The organism is Salmonella sp. SAL03688 (assembly GCF_046551895.1).
Taxonomy (GTDB): Bacteria; Pseudomonadota; Gammaproteobacteria; order Enterobacterales; family Enterobacteriaceae; genus Salmonella; species Salmonella enterica.
The window spans coordinates 234,817-253,718 of sequence record NZ_JBGDVI010000004.1 but is presented as its reverse complement, the minus strand read 5'-3'; the positions used below and the strand labels follow the sequence as shown (position 1 = coordinate 253,718).

Sequence of the window (18,902 nt, the reverse complement as noted above, 5' to 3'; positions counted from 1 at the left end):
AACCACCTGAAATAAAATGCGGGTTATTCGACCTCAATACTTTTTACTTTCAACGAATCGCCGGTATCCACCCGCAGGCGATCGCCATGACAATGCGGACATTGCGCGTCATGCCTGAGAATTTCCACCACCTGACTGCAATCCCAGCACCAGGCCTGGGCCGGTCTGTAGTCGATGTGCAATTCGCACCCTTGCGCTAAAGTTCCCTGGCAGGCGATGTCAAAGCTGAAACGAACCGCGCGCTCTTCAACGCACGAAAGCGCGCCTATCTCCAGCCATACGCCGGTGACGCGCGCCACGCCGTGCTGTTCTGCCTGCTGCTGAATAATTTCAACGGCGCTTTGGCAAAGAGACAGCTCATGCATTCTCACAGCTCCGACGGCCAAACAGCAACGCGCGCCGGCTTGTCTGCGGCGCATCAGGATTGCTTACCGGCAGGGATAACAGCATCCGCGCGCAGTCATCCGCCAGCCGGACGCCCTCTTCCGGCGACAGGCTACGGGAAAGCGGCGACATCAACGAGCAGGCAAGATATTGCGAAACGCCTTCCAGTTCGCCAACGGTAAAGGTCATCGTGCCATAAGGCAGTTGCAGACCGAGTTTTTCACCGACGGTACGCCCGGGCCAGATCTGGTCCGGGCCAGGGAAGATTAATGCGCTTAACATCCACGGCGTAATTACCGTGCCCGTCCATTGTCCTTCAAACAACGTAAAATCAGAGACATGCACCGGCATAGTCGGATGCAGAAACGAAAGATCGTGCATCGAACGATGGGCTATCTCTTCAAACGCCGCCTGAACCCGAGCGACGGGCGCCGTGTCGAATCCGGAAAACGTTTCAGACATGCGCCGTCTCCTTAGGAATTGCTTCGACGCCGGATTCACGCAGCGCAGCAAGAACCTGCTCAAGCGCAGGTTCAATCATCGCTTCTACGGTTGGCGTTAAGCCGATGTGCGGTTCCAGCGACTGTGGAATAACGCCGACCAGGGTCAGTTTCTTCGGAAACTCGCCGGTAAAGCGGAGGGCCGACAATACGTCGGCCAGTCCAAGCTGATGGGGGGAGATTTTGTTGGTGAACAACGCCGGAACTTCATCGTCGCGCAGTACCATAATGGTTCCCGGCGCGTTCTTTTTCGACACGATGGCGTCGGCAATGATCAAATGATCCCGACTCGCCATATCGCCAAGAAGTTCCATTCCCGCCGTACCGCCATCCAGAATCTCAACGAAATCCGGCAGGGTGTATCGTTGCTCTAACGCTTCAACAATACGCACCCCGATGGCTTCATCGGTCAGCAAAATATTGCCGACCCCTAAGACTAATATCCGCATTACAAAACCTTCACCGAGACCACTTCATTGCCATCGGCGTCCACCACGTGCACCGCGCACGCCATGCAAGGGTCGAAGGAGTGGATGGTACGTACCACTTCCAGCGGCTTCGCCGGATCGGCGATCGGCGTACCGACCAGCGACTGTTCGTACGGCCCCACGTCATCGTTGAAGTTACGCGGACCTGAGTTCCAGGTCGATGGCACCACCGCCTGATAGTTACTGATAATACCGTCTTTAATCACCATCCAGTGAGACAGCATACCGCGCGGCGCCTCCAGGAAGCCCACGCCTTTGAACTCGCCCGTCGCCGGAATGTTCGGCTTCACAAACGTGGTGTAATCGCCTTTGCCGATATTTACAATCAGCGCGTTGTATTGATCCTGCAATATGTTTTGCAGTTCACAACAGTGAACGGTACGCCCGATGATACGACCCAGCGTAGAGTGAAGTTGCGCCATTTCCAGCGTTTTGCCGGTCAGCTTCTGATAAAGCGCAATGATTTCATTGAGCTTGGTCTGGGTGGATTCACGACCTGCAGCCAGTTTACACAGCATGTTCGCCAGCGGCCCGACTTCGACGGTTTTGCCGTAGAATGTCGGCGACTTGACCCATGAGTATTTACCGTCATCCGACCAACCGTCGTAAGCCGGGATCGTAGTGCCTTCCCACGGCGCCTGCGGCGCTTCATCTTTGTACCAGGCGTGCTTCGCGCTCTCCTGAATACCTTTAATCAGGAACTCGTCGGAGTGAGAGGTGATCGGACGGTATGTCGACAGATCGGCATTGGTAATGTAACCGCCCGGGAACAGGAAACTGCCGTTTTTACCGTCGGTCGGGAATTCCGGCGCGCTCAGGTAGTTCACCGCGCCTTTGCCGCGCTCCAGCCATTCCGGATAGTAGGCCGCGATGACTGCGGTATCCACTTTATACACCTGCTCGACAAAATCGCTCAGCTTATCGATAAACGATTTGATGTACATCAGGCGTTCAAGGTTCAACGTACCGATACTGTCGAGATTGATCGGGTTCGCCACCCCACCGACCGCCAGGTTCTGGATATGCGGCGATTTACCGCCCAGCAACGCCACCACGCGGTTAGCGTCACGCTGACATTCCAGCGCCTGCAGATAGTGGGCGACCGCAATCAGGTTGACCTCCGGCGGTAACTGCATTGCCGGGTGCCCCCAGTAGCCATTGGCGAAAATACCTAACTGACCGCTGGCGACAAGATCCTTGATCTTGTTCTGAACTTTCGTGAACTCTTGCGCGCTGTTCAGGTGCCAGCTCGACACGCCATCCAGCATCGCAGAAGCTTTTTCCGGATCGGCTTTCAGCGCAGAGGTAATGTCCACCCAGTCCAGCGCAGAGAGCTGGTAGAAATGGACAATGTGGTCATGGGTGGTATGCGCCGCCAGAATAATATTACGGATATACTGCGCGTTGACGGGAACATCAATATTCAGCGCGCTTTCCGCCGCACGAACGGAGGAGATCGCGTGAGTTGTCGTACAAACGCCGCAAATACGCTGCACAATCATCCACGCATCGCGCGGATCGCGGTTCTTCACGATCTCTTCCATACCGCGCCACATGGTGCCGGACGCCCATGCTTTGGATACGACGCCGTTCTCAATTTCGCAGTCAATGCGTAAATGACCCTCAATACGGGTTACCGGATCAATAGTAATTCTCTGGCTCATGCTTTGCTCGCCTCATGACGATTATGATCGTTTTGTTTTAAAGGAGGAAGTATCGGCAGTAGACGAATGAGTACGATGTATGCACAAATCTCAATAGCCACAAAACCAATAGAAATCAACAATTCTTCCCAGGTTGGGAAGTAGTGGTAGCCGCCACCCGGGTTGAATGCCACCAGCGAATAGGTCAGACGCCACGTCGCGCAACCCAACAGCGCGCTCAGCGCCGACAGGTACAGCATACGAGAGTCATTACGCAGTTTCGCCACACGCAGCACCACTAACGGGAAGACCATCAGGACGACTTCAATCCAGAACATAGCGGAGTAAAAATCGCCGGCAAACGCATAGGACAGCTTGTCGCGATAAATCAGTTCGCCAAAGCGCAGGACGACGAAAATCGCCAGCAGCACGCTGATGGTATTCGTCAGCTTAACAAACAAATTTTTCTCATCCGGACCGTTTCCTTTCAGGCCAGCCTGAACCAGCGACCCCTCAAATATGACAATGGAGAAGCCCATGATAAACGCGGTCAGAACCGAGAACAGCGGCAGCATTTCATAGCTTTGCCATAGCGGATGCACTTTATAGCCCGCCGAGATCATCAATGACCCCATTGAGGACTGGTGCATCGTCGGCAGCAGCGCGCCCAGCGCGATAATAAAGAACATCACCTTATTCAGACGCTTGAGCGACACTTTCCAGCCCAGACGTTCAAACAGGGCAGGCGCAAACTCCAGCGCCATCACGCCGATGTAGATGGTCATACAGACCGCCGTCTCAAACAGTACCGAGTTCACGTTGAAGTGACCTGGAATGTAGAAGTACGGCAGGTTCCAGTAACGACCGACGTCGATAGTGATCGACAGGCCGCCCAGCGAGTAACCAAACAAGCTTGCCAGCAACGCCGGGCGCACCAACGGATGGTATTGCCCACGGTTAAAGACATATACCGCCCATGCCAACGCCCAACCGCCGCAGGCAAAGCCGGTGCCGATCAACAGGTCAAAGGCAATCCAGACGCCCCACGGGAAACCGCCGTTCAGGTCGGAAACGGAGCCCAACCCGAAGACCAGACGCTTCACGATAAGGAGCATACACAGGACGATTAACGGTCCAAAAATAATGACCGGTTTACTGATGATTTTTCCGCCCAGCGGTTTTGGATCATGACTCATGATCGTCTCCTCCATCGTGATGGTCGTTTTTGCTATTACGACGAACCAGCACGGTTAAGCCCGCCAGCGCAGCCAGGGGTAGTATCATGCCTTTATAAAGCGTGTGTTGAACATGCTCGGAGCGCGCTCCGGTTGAAAGGTCATCCAACTTCGGCAGATCCAGATCTTCATAAGGAACGCCTGTCAGCACCAGCACCTGAGTACCACCGCCCTCTTTTTCACCGTAGAGGTGTGGGTAGTATTTAGGCACCGTATGCAGATAGGTGTCGTCCGTTTTCAACGTCTGGCGCGGATAGTGATATTCACTGCCTGGTTTGAGGGCCAGACGTTTTTTCGCTTCCGCCATCAGCTCTTCACGAGTACCGAAAATGACGGCCCCTGCCGGACAAACTTCCACACACCCAGGCAAACCGCCTTTATCCAGACGCTCAACGCCTTTCTGGTTACACAGCTCACACTTGTGAAGCGCGCCAAACGGGTTGTTGTAGTCGTACTTAGGTACGTTGTACGGACAGGCGACCATACAGTAACGGCAGCCGGTGCAGACATCTTTGTCATAGTGGACGATGCCGGTTTTCGGATCTTTTTTCAGCGCCGACACCGGACAAACGGAAACGCAGTTAGGATCGACGCAGTGCATACACTGTTTCTTGATGTAGGCATAGCCGTTCTCTTCCTGATCTTTGTTCACGCCCGTGCCGCTACGCCATACCTGAATAATGTTATTGGTATACGGCGACAGCTTGTCGTTGTTCGACCAGGTCTGCTCCCCTTCCGGGTTACGCGCCGGGAAGTTGATATCCTGACACTTTGTGACGCAGGCCTGACAGCCCACGCACAGAGTGGAGTCATACAGCATGCCCAGCGAACCTGGAATTGGCGGACGGTTTTCTGCAGCCGCATGGCTGACAGACGGCGCGGCGCCCAACAGCAATGCTCCACCGGAGGCTGCTTTAATAAAGTCACGTCTGTTCACGGTTATTCTCCCCGTGAGTCAGCGTTATCTTTCTTTTGCTGACGCCCCAGTTCACGTACCGCCATCACGCTGACGCCGGCAACCAGACCGACTACGCCGCCAAGCAGACCGACAGCGCCCGCAGAGATATTGCCGCCTTCTTTCATATTGACGTCAGGTTTCTCTGAACGCGGAGTTTGGTTTTCGACATGAGCAAGCTGGTGAATGCCCTTATGGAAGCCGATACCTTCTTCGTTACAGCCATAGCAAGGATGACCGATCGCCACTGGCCAGACGCCGCCAACGTCACAGAACTGTAACGTAGAACAGTTGCCCCAGGTTTCCGGCCCTTTACAGCCAAGATGGTAGAGACACCAGCCCTGACGGTGGCCCTCGTCGCCAAATTCTTTGGCAAAACGGCCTGCGTCGAAGTGTGGTCGACGTTCGCAATGCTCATGAATCAGACGGCCATAGGCAAAGGTTGGACGATTTTTCGCATCCAGCTTCGGCGGCGTGCCGTATGTGATGATATGCGCGACGGTCGCCAGGAAGTTATGCGGGTTTGGCGGACAACCTGGAATATTGATAACCGTTTTGCCCGGTAAGACTTCCTGCAGACTGACAGCGCCGGTTGGGTTTACGCCAGCCGCAGCAACGCCACCCCATGCCGAGCAGGAACCGATAGCGATAATCGCGGCTGCGCCGTCAGCGGCTTTGCGGATGTGATCCACGATCGGCTCGCCGGCAACCATGCAGTAGATACCGTTATCTTTTAGTGGGATAGAACCATCCACCACCAGAACATATTGCCCTTTATACTTCTCCAGAGCGTTATGTTTGTTTTCTTCGACCTGGTGACCGAATGCGGCGGAAAGTACCTCGTGGTATTCCAGAGAGATAGTCTCCAGAACGAGGTTTTCAACGGTTGGGTGTGTAGCACGAAGCAGTGATTCGGTACAACCGGTACACTCCTGAGCGCCAATCCAGATAACGGGCGGACGCTGTGGATTGGATACCGATTCTGCCATTTCTGCGGCGGCTTTGCTACTGAGCCCCATAGTAGCGGCCAGTGCTGCACAAAGCTTCATGAAATCACGACGGTTAATGCCGTGAGAAGTGATGAGAGTATTATCTCCAGTCATTTTATAGTTATTCCGTTACGAAGACCTGGCTTTTATTTTGCACTGTTCGCGAAGAAGTTATTGCGATCGGTACGCCATTTACCACACTTTTTTTATGGTTATGTGCGCCATAATACTTCGACGGAACAGTAAAACGAAGGGAAGAGGCGATAGTGTAATTAATTAAAGCAAGATAATACCCCTGTTGGATCAACCTTCGAGTCGATAACCGGCCATAAAGAAGCGAACCGCCATCCCGGAATGATTCTCTTTAAAGAAATCCATCACCATTTCTTTATCCAGACCATAGCGACGCGTCAGAATTCCGGCCTCCCACGCGCTAAGTTGACGATCGCCGGTCTTTTCGAACATACGGTGTGTAAAACCCAATACAAAGCCATGTTTATACTCAGAACAGAAATTCACCGCATGATGCGCGCTATATGCATATGGCGCGTGCAACCCAGCCATTAACCCTTTCCCAAAATGATTATTCATCTGACCTCCTCAGTCGCTATATAATAAATTATATAGCGACTGATTAAATGAAGGCCAGCGCATTACGCGCTTTTTTGCTTCACATCAGAAGGCAACCCATTCATCAGTAGACTGTGCGGGAGCCGACGCCATTCTCTGAACGCCAGGCGCCGCTTTCGCCGTTACGCGTTGTTGCGGCTCACTAGCGGAAAGCCGGAACTGCTGTACGGAGCGTTGCAAATCCTCCGTCTGCCGTTCCAGCGCCGCCGCCGCCGCGGAAACCTGCTCAACCAGCGCGGCGTTTTGTTGCGTAACGCTATCCATTTGCGTGATCGCCACGCCAACCTGAGAAATACCTTTACTCTGTTCTTCGGAGGCGGACGCGATCTGTTTCATAATCGTCGTCACTTCCGTGACGCCGCGCAGGATGGCGTCCATCGTCGCGCCGGTCTCCTGGACCAACTGCGCGCCCTGCGCTACACGACGTACCGATTCGCCAATTAAAGCTTCAATTTCTTTCGCCGCCCCCGCGCTGCGGCTGGCCAGGTTACGTACCTCACCGGCGACCACCGCGAAGCCGCGTCCCTGCTCGCCCGCTCTGGCCGCTTCTACCGCTGCGTTCAAGGCCAGAATATTGGTCTGGAAAGCAATACTATTAATCACGGTAGTAATTTCGGCGATCTGCTGCGAACTGGCGGAAATACCGTTCATTGTTTCTACCACATCGGAAACCAGTTCACCGCCTTTTCCTGCCGTTAGCGAGGCGGCATCCGCAAGCTGACTCGCCTGGCGAGCGTGTTCGGCGTTCATTTTCACCGTTGCGGTAAGCTGTTCCATGCTGGCGGCCGTCTCTTCCAGCGCAGCGGCCTGTTCTTCCGTTCGGGAAGAGAGATCGTTATTACCGGTAGAAATTTCCGTCGCGCCGCGCCAGATATTGTCGCTTCCGGCGCGGATCGTACTCACGGCTTCGCGTAAACTGTCCTGCATCGCGCGTAGTAGCGGCACCAACCGGCCTACGCAGTTACGCCCCAACGCTTCAATCGGCTGGCTAAGATCGCCTTGCGCGATGCGCTGAAATTGCTGACGGATGCGCTCCAGCGGTTTCACCATCATTGCAACCAGATAGCGATCGGTAAAAATCAGGATGGCAATGCCCAGAATCACCGCCGTGATAAGCAGGATGCGGATGGTATAGGTTTTACCATCGACCATCACACGTGTGTTATCCAGCATGGCGCCAGCTTCATGACTAAACCGTTCCGCGCTGGCGCCGAACGCGCGACTGAGTGCGGGCGTGACCGTACTGGCATGTTCGCTCCAGGCGGTTAGCGATCCTTGCTGCGCCAGTTGCATTTGAGGAACGACGCCTTTCTCCAGCAAGGCCTGCCAGTTGGACAAGACCTCCCTTGAGATATCAGGGTTCATCGGCCCTGGCGATAGCGCTTTCATCTCCTCCAGCTTCTGACGCATATTCTCGAGCGACTGCCGGGCGGGCGCAAAATCGGGCGTGCCGCCGCCGATTTTTACATCCATCGCGCGGCTAAGGCGGGTAACAAAGCGGAAATATTGATCGTTACCCTGGCTTAGCACCGTCATTTGCCGCACAAGATGCCGGTCAATATCATTTCCTTCCGAAACTTCGGATAAAGCATGGACGCTGTATAACCCCACCCCCGACCAGAGTAGACAAAAAAGTCCCAGTATCGTCAGCATGACCATACGAATAGTAAAGTTTTGCAGCAAACGCATATGAATTTCCTTGCTGAATATAAGAGATTAGTCATCTGATGATGACGCACTCTCGTTATCGGCAAGGCGCGGAGAATATATAATGCATTCTCCATTTTTTTACAGTTATCGCCGTTTACGTACCCGTAGATGTTATATATCTGTGAACACAGAGAAAATCTTTTAGTCTTATTACTGGGTAAATGAATAGATGTAGTAAAAATATTGCGTAAGGCTGCAGGGAGACGCTTATCCGCCGTTAAAGAAGCGCTGTTTTACAGCCGGGCTCAGCATCCTTTGCCCGACTGCCCCGCCGTTGACGGCGGCTCAATGGTTATGCCGCGTCAATCTGTCCAGATAGCCCATCACGAACGCCGACAGGACAAAGGTCAGATGGATGATGACATACCACATTAATTTGTTATCCGGGACGTTTTTCGCATCCATAAACACGCGTAACAGGTGAATGGAAGAGATAGCGACTATCGATGCCGCCACCTTATTTTTTAGCGAAGTCGCATCCATTTTCCCCAGCCAGTTCAGCTTCTCCTTGCCCGCAGAGATATCCAGCTGAGAGACAAAATTCTCATACCCGGAGAACATGACCATTACCAGCAATCCGCCAACCAGCGTCATATCAACCAGCGATAACAGCACCAGAATCAGATCGGCCTCCGCCAGGGCAAAAACGTTCGGCAGAACGTGTAGAATTTCCTGGAAAAATTTTAGCGCTAAAGCGATCAGCGCCAAAGAGAGGCCAAAATACACCGGCGCGAGCAGCCAGCGAGACGCATACATTACATTTTCAAGAAAGCGTTCCATAGGGACCTGTCAGGTAACTAAAACCAGCAACAGTATATCTCAACCATGCAACATCAGATCAACATGCAGTTAAGAGCCTATCCCACCAGGCGTTATTGGCGCAGCCAGTTTGGACACGGACAGCGCGCAAAAACCGGAGCGTACACGTAGTACGTGAGGTTTGACTCGCTACGCTCGCCCTTCGGGCCGCCGCAAGCGGCGTTCAAAACGCTAACGCGTTTTGGCGAGCACTGCCCAGGTCCAAAATGGCAAGTAAAATAGCCCTAATGGGATAGGCTCTAAATCTCATCCGGTTTAACCTGTGGGCGCTGATATTCCGGCCATACCAGCGCGACCAACGCCGGGTAGGCTTCAAGACTGAACTCACGAAAACACTGGCGTAAATTAAGGACGTCCAAATCCGAATACGGCACCTTTTCTCCGTTCAGACAACGCTTCTTAATATTGTCGTAATACTTATAAACGGCAGAGTTAAGGTCGCTGCAACGACGCTGTGCGTCAAATAATCCTGGCGTTTCATTCAACTCAGTCATTGTCATTCGTTTTATCGTTGCATGAAGGAAATCGATATATTCATGGTTAACGCGCCAGTACCATACCGGCGTTATCGAATTCATTAATACTGAGAAATGATCTTCGCCCTCTTCCTTTGTCATGGGTTCAGTTTGATTTAAATTTACGACTTTTCCACCAGGACGTTTTTTATTAACCTCCCACATCAGGAAGAGTATCGCGCCGGTCAGTAATAGCAATATAATAACAGAATAAAAAATACTGTTCATAGCAGGCTCCATTTTTTTTGATTTTAAAATTACGCCATGTTATTGTCAACGAAACCTACACTATTAAAAATAGTATACCACTGATCGTAAAGGATATTTAGTCATGCTTCCTGAGCATCTGGTTTCCTCTCATTTTCGCCTGTCATCGCCGCCCCCTGAAGCCACAGAAAACAGTAAAAATTTGCCTAAGGGAAAGACAAAACTCAGCGATTTCGAGCCCGATATTTTAATTAGCGCTAACGCTGCCGGGCAACACAGAAACGTATTATTTGAAGAACGCGACCGTCATATTAAAGAACGTCTGTATTGTGTGGCTAAAATTGAAACGTTTGCCCGCCTGATAAACGCACTACAGGCAGAAGGCGATATTGATGCCCAAACGCTAAGTAAAATACTGGCGGATAAAACCGCAATGATAAATGAAAAAGGCAATGCCATTTGGCTTAATTTAATCACTCGAGAAACCAATATGCCGCTATTTTATTCACTGGAAGATAAAGATGAAAGAAGTTGAAGACAATAACGTTTATTTGGCTTTAGACAACCATAAAAGTGATGAATTTATCTTAAAGCAAAATCTTGCAGCGCTAATCGCCAGTAAAAATGCCACCCTGGAAAAGGTAACGCAGGAGGTGGTATCCATACCGGCGGCGTTAGTGCGCCTGAAGTGGCAAAACCGACGGGAGATGTATGCGTTACAGGTCAAAGAGGAGATTTATGGCGCGACCATCAATGCCATTATCGAGCAGCATCCTGAATTACGAGACAAAATTATGTCTCGTCTTGAAAGTGACTGGCAGCATCTGCTGGCTCGCGAGACGGCAACCTTACGTCTGATGCGTAAGCTTTCCGATGGCGACTACCGGACGCGCAACGTCACCACCGTCGCACGGCAAGAAAAATAACCTTCATGGCTAGTTAACTCTGTTGTGAATACGGGCGAAGCATAAGGATCGTTCTGATTCTCCCTCTTACGGTAGTAAAAGTGTCTACGCTTAAAGGGTGTTCAACCTGAAGGGAGAAGCTCAATGTCTCATCTATACGACCCTACCACGCAGTATTACACCGGCGAGTATCCTAAGCAAAAACAGCCGGCGCCCGGCGTCCAGGCGAAAATGACGCCTGTTCCTGACTGTGGTGAAAAAAGTTATGTCGGCAGTGGTCGCCTTAAAGATCGTAAGGCGCTGGTGACAGGGGGCGACTCCGGGATTGGGCGCGCTGCCGCTATCGCTTACGCGCGTGAAGGCGCAGATGTCGCGATCAACTATCTGCCAGCGGAAGAAGAGGACGCCCAGCAGGTTAAAGCGCTGATTGAGGAGTGCGGCCGTAAAGCGGTGTTATTGCCAGGCGATCTTAGCGACGAATCTTTCGCCCGTTCGCTGGTCCATAAGGCGCGTGAAGCGCTGGGCGGTCTGGACATTCTGGCGCTGGTGGCCGGTAAACAGACGGCAATCCCGAAGATAAAAGATCTGACCAGCGAGCAATTTCAGCAAACCTTCGCCGTTAACGTTTTTGCCCTGTTCTGGATAACCCAGGAAGCGATTCCGATGCTGCCAAAAGGCGCCAGTATTATCACGACGTCGTCTATCCAGGCGTATCAGCCCAGTCCGCACCTGCTGGATTATGCGGCAACCAAGGCGGCAATCCTCAATTACAGCCGTGGCCTGGCGAAACAGGTGGCGGAAAAAGGAATTCGCGTGAATATTGTCGCGCCTGGCCCTATCTGGACAGCGCTGCAAATTTCCGGCGGTCAAACCCAGGATAAAATTCCGCAGTTTGGTCAGCAGACGCCAATGAAGCGGGCCGGCCAACCGGCAGAGCTGGCGCCGGTGTATGTCTATCTGGCAAGCCAGGAATCCAGTTACGTTACCGCAGAAGTGCACGGCGTGTGCGGCGGGGAGCATTTAGGCTAACGTATGAAGTCGATTAAGATGGCACACTTCTGTTACGCAAGGCGCCATCTTAGGCAATAAAAAAGCCGGGTGGCGACTTCGCCTTACCCGGCCTACAGCGTCAGCAGAATACTTATTTCGCTTTCGCGGTCTCTTCGCCGACCAGACCAATCTTGAGATAGCCCGCCTGATGCAGCATATCCATCACTTTCATCAGAGTTTCATACTCTACGGTTTTATCCGCGCGGAAGAAAATCGTAGTATCCTTTTTCCCTTCCGTCAGGGCCGTTAGCTCGGCAATCATCGTATCATCCGTCACCGGATCGTTACCGATAAACATGGTGTTATCCGCTTTCACCGACAGATAAACCGGTTTTTCCGGACGCGGCTGTGGCGTACTGGTAGAAGCGGGCAGATTCACCTTGACGTCCACCGTCGCCAGCGGCGCAGCTACCATAAAGATAATCAGCAAAACCAACATGACATCGATAAACGGCGTCACGTTGATTTCATGCATTTCGCCGTTGTCATCCAGGTTCTCGTTAAGACGCATTGCCATGACGCATTACCCTACCCGTAATTTCTGCGCGGCGCGTACCGGCTGCGCACTGGCGCTCGCATTCAGATCAAGATCGCGGCTTTGCAGCAGCAATACCTGCGCCGCCACGTCGCCCAGCGTTGCTTTGTAACTGCCTATCTGACGTGCGAAGATGTTGTAAATGACGACCGCCGGGATCGCGGCTACCAGCCCAATCGCCGTCGCCAGCAGCGCTTCCGCAATACCAGGAGCAACCACCGCCAGGTTGGTGGTCTGCGTTTGCGCAATACCGATGAAGCTATTCATAATGCCCCATACGGTGCCAAACAACCCGACGAAGGGGGAAATGGCGCCGATCGTCGCCAGATAACCGTTGCCTCGTCCCATGTAGCGGCCAGCTGCCGCGACGCGACGTTCCAGACGGAAGCCGGTACGTTCTTTAATCCCTTCGTTATCTTCGCTGCCCTGAGAGAGTTCCAGTTCATTCTGCGCTTCATTGATGAGCTGTGCGCTGAGGCTTTTTGCGCTGAAACCTGCCGCAATGTCGGAAGCCTGATCTAAAGAGCGCACATCGGCTAATTGCAGTTGTTCGCGCTTTAAGCGGCGCTTTTGCGTGAAAAATTCAACGCTTTTACTGAAGAAGATAGCCCAGGTGACGACTGACGCCAGAATCAGACCAATCATCACGCACTTCACGACAATATCGGCGTGCTGATACATACCCCAGACGGAGAGATCCGTCTGCATCAAATTATTACCCACTCTGTATCTCCAGGACGCAAATCACAAAATCTGAGCATAATAATATCAAAACGACGTCGAATTGATAGTCATTCTCATTACTATTTACATACTGCCGCACCTTTAATGCTTTTTCTTTGCGCTTACGCATTAAAAAAGCCACCTGTTTTTATTTTGGCAAAATTTTCATCTGTATCACACGTCGCCAGGGTGCAGATGGTTATATTCATGCTAGTTTAGACATCCAGACGGTTAAAATCAGGAAACGCAACATGACGGATAAACAGCTGGATACCAAACTGGTAAACGCAGGACGCAGCAAAAAATACACGCTTGGCTCCGTGAATAGTGTGATTCAACGCGCTTCTTCACTGGTGTTTGACACCGTCGAGGCCAAAAAACACGCTACCCGCAATCGCGCCAACGGCGAATTATTTTACGGACGCCGGGGAACGCTGACCCACTTTTCGCTCCAGGAAGCCATGTGTGAACTGGAAGGCGGCGCCGGATGCGCGCTCTTCCCGTGCGGCGCGGCGGCGGTCGCCAACACCATTCTGGCATTCGTTGAGCAGGGCGACCACATCCTGATGACCAATACAGCCTATGAACCCAGCCAGGATTTCTGCAGCAAAATTCTCGGCAAACTGGGCGTGACGACAAGCTGGTTCGACCCGCTCATCGGCGCGGATATCACGCAACATATTCAGCCGAACACGAAAGTCGTATTTCTGGAATCCCCCGGTTCTATTACCATGGAAGTACATGATATTCCGACCATTGTCAGTGCGGTCAGACGCATCGCGCCAGAAACCGTCATCATGATTGATAATACCTGGGCGGCTGGCGTTCTGTTCAAAGCTCTGGAATTCGATATTGATATCTCTATCCAGGCGGGCACTAAGTATCTGATTGGTCATTCTGATGCGATGGTCGGGACTGCCGTTGCAAATGCGCGCTGCTGGGAACAATTGCGGGAAAACGCCTATCTGATGGGGCAAATGCTCGACGCCGACACGGCTTATATGACCAGCCGCGGTCTGCGCACGCTCGGCGTCCGACTGCGCCAGCATCAAGAAAGCAGCCTCAAAATCGCCGCATGGCTGGCGAACCATCCTCAGGTCGCGCGCGTTAATCATCCGGCCCTGCCGGGTAGCAAAGGTCATGCGTTCTGGAAACGAGACTTTACAGGCAGCAGCGGTCTGTTCTCCTTTGTGCTCAATAAGAAGCTGACCGAGGCAGAATTATCAGCCTATCTGGATAACTTTTCGCTGTTCAGTATGGCCTACTCCTGGGGAGGCTACGAATCGCTGATTATTGCTAATCAGCCGGAACAGATCGCCGCGATTCGTCCCGCAGGCGGCGTAGATTTTACCGGTACGCTGGTTCGGGTGCATATTGGTTTAGAGAGTGTTGATGATTTGATCGCTGATTTAGCCGCCGGCTTCGCCAGAATTGTGTAAAGTTGCCGGGGATGGACATATATGCAGACAATTTCCGTGGAAAAGTCTGCGTTTGTTGCGTCCGGGATCAAGGCATCCCGGACGATTCAAGAGTACAATAGGCGAATAAAAGCGTAAATGCTGTTCCACAGGAAAGTTCATGGCTGTCATTCAAGATATTATCGCTGCGCTCTGGCAACATGATTTTGCCGCGCTGGCGAATCCACACGTTGTTAGCGTCGTCTACTTTGTCATGTTCGCCACACTATTTTTAGAAAACGGTCTGCTGCCAGCGTCATTCTTACCTGGCGATAGTCTGCTGCTACTGGCAGGCGCGTTGATCGCCCAGGATGTGATGCATTTTTTGCCGACGATTGGCATTCTCACCACCGCGGCCAGTCTCGGCTGCTGGCTAAGTTATATCCAGGGACGCTGGCTCGGTAATACGCGTACCGTCAAAGGCTGGCTGGCGCAGCTTCCGGCAAAATATCATCAGCGCGCCACCTGCATGTTTGACCGCCACGGTTTGTTAGCGTTGCTTGCCGGGCGCTTTCTGGCGTTTGTCCGCACTCTGCTGCCAACAATGGCGGGTATTTCCGGCCTGTCCAACCGCCGGTTTCAGTTTTTTAACTGGTTAAGCGGCCTGCTGTGGGTGACTGTCGTGACCAGCTTCGGCTACGCGCTCAGTATGATCCCGTTTGTTAAGCGCCATGAAGACCAGGTAATGACATTTTTAATGATCCTTCCCGTCGCGCTACTGGTCGCCGGGCTGTTAGGTACGCTGGTCGTGGTGATTAAAAAGAAATACTGTAACGCCTGACGTATCCATAATCGGCCAGGATGGCCCGGTTACGCTTCGTTGACCCGTGGCGGGATGCCCCACTTAGCTCCCTTGCATTGTCCGCATTCTTGCCGCATCTTCGCCCGGCGTAACGCCAAAATAACGTTTAAACTCCCGGCTAAACTGCGATGCGCTCTCATAGCCGACCCGCATCGCCGCGGCGCTGGCCTTCATACCGTCGTGAATCATCATCATTCGCGCTTTATGCAGTCGGTAGCTTTTTAAATACTGCAACGGCGAGGTGCTGGTGACCGCCTTAAAATTATGGTGAAACGCCGACACGCTCATGTTCGCTTCTGCCGCCAGTTGCTCAACATTCAGGTTCTCGGTGTATTTCATTTCGATCTGTTTAAGTACGCGACTGATCAGGCTAAAGTGCGTCTGGCGACTAACCAGTGCAAGCAGCGCCCCGCCGCGCGGTCCCATCAGCACATGATAAAGAATTTCGCGAATAATTTGTTTTCCCAGAATCCGCGCATCCAGCGGGCGCTCCATCACATCCAGCAATCTTTCCACCGCGCATAAAATCTCGTCCGACAGCGTGGCGGAGTTAATCCCACTGGCCGCCATCGGCAACTGGAAACGCTCATCTTCGCCAATGTCCATGAGCAACTCTTGCAGTTGCAGCACATCAATATCGAGCCGAATACCGGCCAGCGGTACCTCCGGCGTCGCCCAGGTCTCGCATTCAAAAGGGAGCGGCACGGTCAGTAAGAGATATTCATTAGCGTCATAACGAAACTTGCGCTTGTTAATATAGCCAATTTTATGGCCGGAAAAGAGAAATATGATGCCAGGCTGATACATGACCGGCGTGCGCGGTCCCGGTTCAACACCATACAACAGACGAATGCCCGCCAGCCGCTCGCTGATTATTTTATCATTATTTTTTAAATGATTAATTTTATCAGCCAACTGTAAGCAAATTGCTTCACGATTCATAACGCGCCATTTTTTCATCAAATCCACTCCGCTGGATTGTGCGCATTTTTAGCGATTTTCTCCAGCATTCTGGAGAAATAGGCAAAACATTGGCAGAAATGTGCATTGAGAGACATCCCTCACAAGACCACAATGATGACCATCAGGCAGACAGCCGCCTGCCCTCTTTTTACCCACATAAGGGAATGAGCAATGAACAATTTCAAATTACATACCCCTACCCGCATTCTGTTTGGTAAAGGCGCTATCGTCGATCTTCGCGATCAGATCCCGCAGGACGCCCGCGTGCTGATTACCTATGGCGGCGGTAGCGTGAAAAAGACCGGCGTACTGGCGCAAGTTCAGGAAGCGTTAAAAGGACTGGATGTTCGGGAGTTTGGCGGTATTGAACCGAACCCGTCCTATGAAACGCTGATGAAGGCCGTGCAGCTTGTGCGCGACGAAAATATTACCTTCCTGCTGGCCGTTGGCGGCGGTTCCGTACTGGACGGCACCAAATTTATCGCCGCAGCGGCGCAGTATACGGACGGCGTCGATCCGTGGCACATTCTGGAAACCGGCGGTACTGAGATTCGTAGCGCAATCCCGATGGGGTCTGTGCTAACCCTACCGGCAACCGGCTCAGAATCGAACGCCGGCGCAGTCATTTCCCGTAAAACCACTGGCGACAAACAGGCCTTCCACTCCTCGTTCGTGCAACCGGTGTTTGCCGTACTGGATCCGGTCTACACCTATACATTGCCGCCACGCCAGGTTGCGAACGGCGTCGTGGATGCTTTCGTCCATACCGTTGAGCAGTACGTCACTTACCCGGTTAACGGCAAAATTCAGGATCGTTTCGCCGAAGGCATTTTACTCACACTGATTGAAGAAGGTCCCAAAGCGCTGCAAGAGCCTGAAAACTATGACGTCCGCGCTAACGTGATGTGGGCCGCTACTCAGGCGTTAAATGGCCTGATTGGCGCTGGTGTTCCGCAGGACTGGGCGACGCATATGCTGGGCCATGAGCTTACCGCGATGCACGGTCTCGATCATGCCCAAACGCTGGCTATCATTCTGCCTGCGCTATGGAACGAAAAACGAGACGTTAAACGCGCAAAACTCCTGCAATATGCTGAACGTGTATGGAATATCACCGACGGTTCCGACGACGAGCGTATTGATGCCGCCATTGCCGCCACCCGCCGTTTCTTTGAACAGATGGGCATGCCTACCCACTTGTCCGATTACGGTCTGGATGGCAGCACTATTCCGGCGCTACTGGCTAAACTTGAGGCGCATGGATGCACAAATTTAGGTGAAAATCAGGATATTACGCTGGATGTCAGCCGTCGGATTTATGAAGCGGCGCGCTAAGGTTTTTTCGCCTCTGACTTTCGTTTTTGGCCATTTCGTCCAGACTTAAGTCACTTAGTCTCGCCGGCCCCGACTCCGGCGAGCCAATTAAAAGAGGAACACATCATGGCTAATCCAACCATTATCAGGCTACAGGATGGCAACGTAATGCCACAACTTGGGCTGGGAGTCTGGAAAGCAAGCAATGAAGAGGTGATCGCGGCGATTCATAAAGCGCTGGAGGTGGGCTATCGATCGATTGATACCGCCACAGCATATCAGAATGAAGAAGGCGTCGGCAAAGCGCTAAAAGCAGCGAGCGTAGCGCGGGAAGAGCTGTTTATCACCACCAAGTTGTGGAATGACGATCAAAAACGTCCCCGCGAAGCCCTGCAGGAGAGTCTGAAAAAACTGCAGCTTGATTATCTCGATCTCTATCTGATGCACTGGCCCGTACCGGCTATCGATCACTATGTCGACGCCTGGAAAGGCATGATCGCGCTGCAAAAAGAGGGGCTGGTAAAGAGTATCGGGGTCTGTAACTTTCAGATCCATCACCTCCAGCGTCTGATCGATGAAACCGGCGTTACCCCTGTGATCAACCAGATCGATCTTCACCCCTTGATGCAACAGCGCCAGCTACATGCGTGGAATGCGACGCATAAAATCCAGACCGAGTCCTGGAGCCCGCTGGCGCAGGGCGGCGAAGGCGTATTCGATCAGAAAGTGATTCGCGAACTGGCGGATAAATACGGCAAAACGCCCGCCCAGATTGTTATTCGCTGGCATCTGGACTGCGGGCTGGTCGTCATTCCGAAATCCGTCACCCCTTCCCGTATCGCGGAAAACTTTGCTGTCTGGGATTTCCGTCTCGATAAAGATGAATTAGGCGAGATCGCAAAACTGGATCAAGGAAAACGCCTCGGCCCCGATCCGGATCAGTTCGGCGGTTAAGCCGGATTTATCGCACGCCATGCCCGACGATGTCGTCGGGCTTTTTTGCATTCCGAAACATTAAGAAACAATTACGCGCATTTAACAGTATATTTCCCCCACACACAAGCGCAGAATTATTCTG

At 52.5% G+C, this 18,902-nt stretch carries 21 protein-coding genes; 7 read left to right on the top strand and 14 right to left on the bottom strand.

Annotated features, from left to right (window positions below; all coding sequences use genetic code 11):
* Positions 1 to 23 precede the first annotated feature (23 nt).
* From hypA to ACLJR2_RS06180, 11 genes are all read right to left on the bottom strand, one after another.
* The gene (hypA, locus tag ACLJR2_RS06230) at positions 24 to 365 is read right to left on the bottom strand and encodes a hydrogenase maturation nickel metallochaperone HypA (RefSeq protein ID WP_000544945.1); all 342 of its coding nucleotides are present in this window, start codon (positions 363 to 365) and stop codon (positions 24 to 26) included.
* Positions 358 to 846 carry a hydrogenase-2 assembly chaperone gene (gene hybE, locus ACLJR2_RS06225; protein ID WP_000004951.1) on the bottom strand — a complete coding sequence of 163 codons (489 nt, stop codon included), beginning with the start codon at positions 844 to 846 and terminating at the stop codon, positions 358 to 360. The genes hypA and hybE overlap by 8 nt, the downstream gene beginning before the upstream one ends.
* On the bottom strand, positions 839 to 1,333 hold the full coding sequence (locus ACLJR2_RS06220; RefSeq protein ID WP_001221962.1) for a HyaD/HybD family hydrogenase maturation endopeptidase: 495 nt from the start codon (positions 1,331 to 1,333) through the stop codon (positions 839 to 841). Before ACLJR2_RS06220 ends, hybE begins: the two co-directional genes overlap by 8 nt.
* Positions 1,333 to 3,036, bottom strand: coding sequence for a hydrogenase 2 large subunit (gene hybC, locus ACLJR2_RS06215; protein ID WP_000083044.1), 1,704 nt, complete (start codon positions 3,034 to 3,036; stop codon positions 1,333 to 1,335). Before hybC ends, ACLJR2_RS06220 begins: the two co-directional genes overlap by 1 nt.
* Complete coding sequence (gene hybB, locus ACLJR2_RS06210) at positions 3,033 to 4,211, bottom strand: Ni/Fe-hydrogenase cytochrome b subunit (RefSeq protein ID WP_000017678.1); 1,179 nt, start codon at positions 4,209 to 4,211, stop codon at positions 3,033 to 3,035. The genes hybC and hybB overlap by 4 nt, the downstream gene beginning before the upstream one ends.
* A complete protein-coding gene (gene hybA / locus ACLJR2_RS06205; RefSeq protein WP_001081721.1) occupies positions 4,201 to 5,187 on the bottom strand; it encodes a hydrogenase 2 operon protein HybA in 987 nt (328 codons plus the stop codon). The genes hybB and hybA overlap by 11 nt, the downstream gene beginning before the upstream one ends.
* Before the next feature lie 2 nt (positions 5,188 to 5,189).
* A complete protein-coding gene (hybO, locus tag ACLJR2_RS06200) occupies positions 5,190 to 6,308 on the bottom strand; it encodes a hydrogenase 2 small subunit (RefSeq protein WP_000145429.1) in 1,119 nt (372 codons plus the stop codon).
* A 189-nt stretch (positions 6,309 to 6,497) separates the two neighbouring features.
* Positions 6,498 to 6,785 carry a DUF2623 family protein gene (locus ACLJR2_RS06195; protein ID WP_001059118.1) on the bottom strand — a complete coding sequence of 96 codons (288 nt, stop codon included), beginning with the start codon at positions 6,783 to 6,785 and terminating at the stop codon, positions 6,498 to 6,500.
* 84 nt (positions 6,786 to 6,869) lie between these two features.
* The gene (locus ACLJR2_RS06190; RefSeq protein WP_001238433.1) at positions 6,870 to 8,513 is read right to left on the bottom strand and encodes a methyl-accepting chemotaxis protein; all 1,644 of its coding nucleotides are present in this window, start codon (positions 8,511 to 8,513) and stop codon (positions 6,870 to 6,872) included.
* Positions 8,514 to 8,819: 306 nt separating this feature from the next.
* Positions 8,820 to 9,314: a TIGR00645 family protein gene (locus ACLJR2_RS06185; protein WP_000439335.1), complete on the bottom strand. Its 495-nt coding sequence runs from the start codon at positions 9,312 to 9,314 to the stop codon at positions 8,820 to 8,822.
* 278 nt (positions 9,315 to 9,592) lie between these two features.
* Positions 9,593 to 10,096, bottom strand: a complete 504-nt coding sequence (locus tag ACLJR2_RS06180; RefSeq protein ID WP_001534190.1) for an ESA_00282 family adhesion-associated protein — start codon at positions 10,094 to 10,096, stop codon at positions 9,593 to 9,595.
* Between the two features lie 103 nt (positions 10,097 to 10,199).
* Between ACLJR2_RS06180 and ACLJR2_RS06175 the strand changes: the two genes are divergently transcribed.
* The 3 genes from ACLJR2_RS06175 to ACLJR2_RS06165 all read left to right on the top strand — a co-directional run bounded on the left by ACLJR2_RS06175 (position 10,200) and on the right by ACLJR2_RS06165 (position 12,009).
* Positions 10,200 to 10,610: a hypothetical protein gene (locus ACLJR2_RS06175; protein WP_000936441.1), complete on the top strand. Its 411-nt coding sequence runs from the start codon at positions 10,200 to 10,202 to the stop codon at positions 10,608 to 10,610.
* Positions 10,597 to 11,001, top strand: coding sequence for a hypothetical protein (locus ACLJR2_RS06170; RefSeq protein WP_000665656.1), 405 nt, complete (start codon positions 10,597 to 10,599; stop codon positions 10,999 to 11,001). Before ACLJR2_RS06175 ends, ACLJR2_RS06170 begins: the two co-directional genes overlap by 14 nt.
* A gap of 123 nt (positions 11,002 to 11,124) precedes the next feature.
* Positions 11,125 to 12,009, top strand: a complete 885-nt coding sequence (locus tag ACLJR2_RS06165) for an SDR family oxidoreductase (RefSeq protein WP_000019035.1) — start codon at positions 11,125 to 11,127, stop codon at positions 12,007 to 12,009.
* Between the two features lie 112 nt (positions 12,010 to 12,121).
* Here ACLJR2_RS06165 and exbD read toward each other — a convergent pair whose 3' ends face one another.
* Positions 12,122 to 12,547 (bottom strand): TonB system transport protein ExbD, encoded by a 426-nt coding sequence (gene exbD / locus ACLJR2_RS06160; RefSeq protein WP_001251476.1) that lies wholly within the window; start codon positions 12,545 to 12,547, stop codon positions 12,122 to 12,124.
* Positions 12,548 to 12,553: 6 nt separating this feature from the next.
* Positions 12,554 to 13,288 carry a tol-pal system-associated acyl-CoA thioesterase gene (gene exbB / locus ACLJR2_RS06155; protein WP_000527863.1) on the bottom strand — a complete coding sequence of 245 codons (735 nt, stop codon included), beginning with the start codon at positions 13,286 to 13,288 and terminating at the stop codon, positions 12,554 to 12,556.
* Between the two features lie 251 nt (positions 13,289 to 13,539).
* Here exbB and metC point away from each other — a divergent pair, with 251 nt between their 5' ends.
* Together metC and yghB are read left to right on the top strand one after the other, a co-directional pair.
* A complete protein-coding gene (metC, locus tag ACLJR2_RS06150; protein ID WP_000130267.1) occupies positions 13,540 to 14,727 on the top strand; it encodes a cystathionine beta-lyase in 1,188 nt (395 codons plus the stop codon).
* Positions 14,728 to 14,866: 139 nt separating this feature from the next.
* Positions 14,867 to 15,526 carry a DedA family general envelope maintenance protein YghB gene (gene yghB, locus ACLJR2_RS06145; protein ID WP_000268444.1) on the top strand — a complete coding sequence of 220 codons (660 nt, stop codon included), beginning with the start codon at positions 14,867 to 14,869 and terminating at the stop codon, positions 15,524 to 15,526.
* Positions 15,527 to 15,589: 63 nt separating this feature from the next.
* Here the strand turns inward: yghB and ACLJR2_RS06140 are convergent, their stop codons facing one another.
* Entirely contained in the window at positions 15,590 to 16,489 is a 900-nt protein-coding gene (locus ACLJR2_RS06140) for an AraC family transcriptional regulator (RefSeq protein WP_001078198.1), read from the bottom strand.
* A gap of 192 nt (positions 16,490 to 16,681) precedes the next feature.
* Here ACLJR2_RS06140 and yqhD point away from each other — a divergent pair, with 192 nt between their 5' ends.
* Both yqhD and dkgA read left to right on the top strand, forming a co-directional pair.
* A complete protein-coding gene (yqhD, locus tag ACLJR2_RS06135; RefSeq protein ID WP_001058718.1) occupies positions 16,682 to 17,845 on the top strand; it encodes an alcohol dehydrogenase in 1,164 nt (387 codons plus the stop codon).
* A gap of 105 nt (positions 17,846 to 17,950) precedes the next feature.
* On the top strand, positions 17,951 to 18,778 hold the full coding sequence (dkgA, locus tag ACLJR2_RS06130) for a 2,5-didehydrogluconate reductase DkgA (RefSeq protein ID WP_000013098.1): 828 nt from the start codon (positions 17,951 to 17,953) through the stop codon (positions 18,776 to 18,778).
* Positions 18,779 to 18,902: the final 124 nt, after the last annotated feature.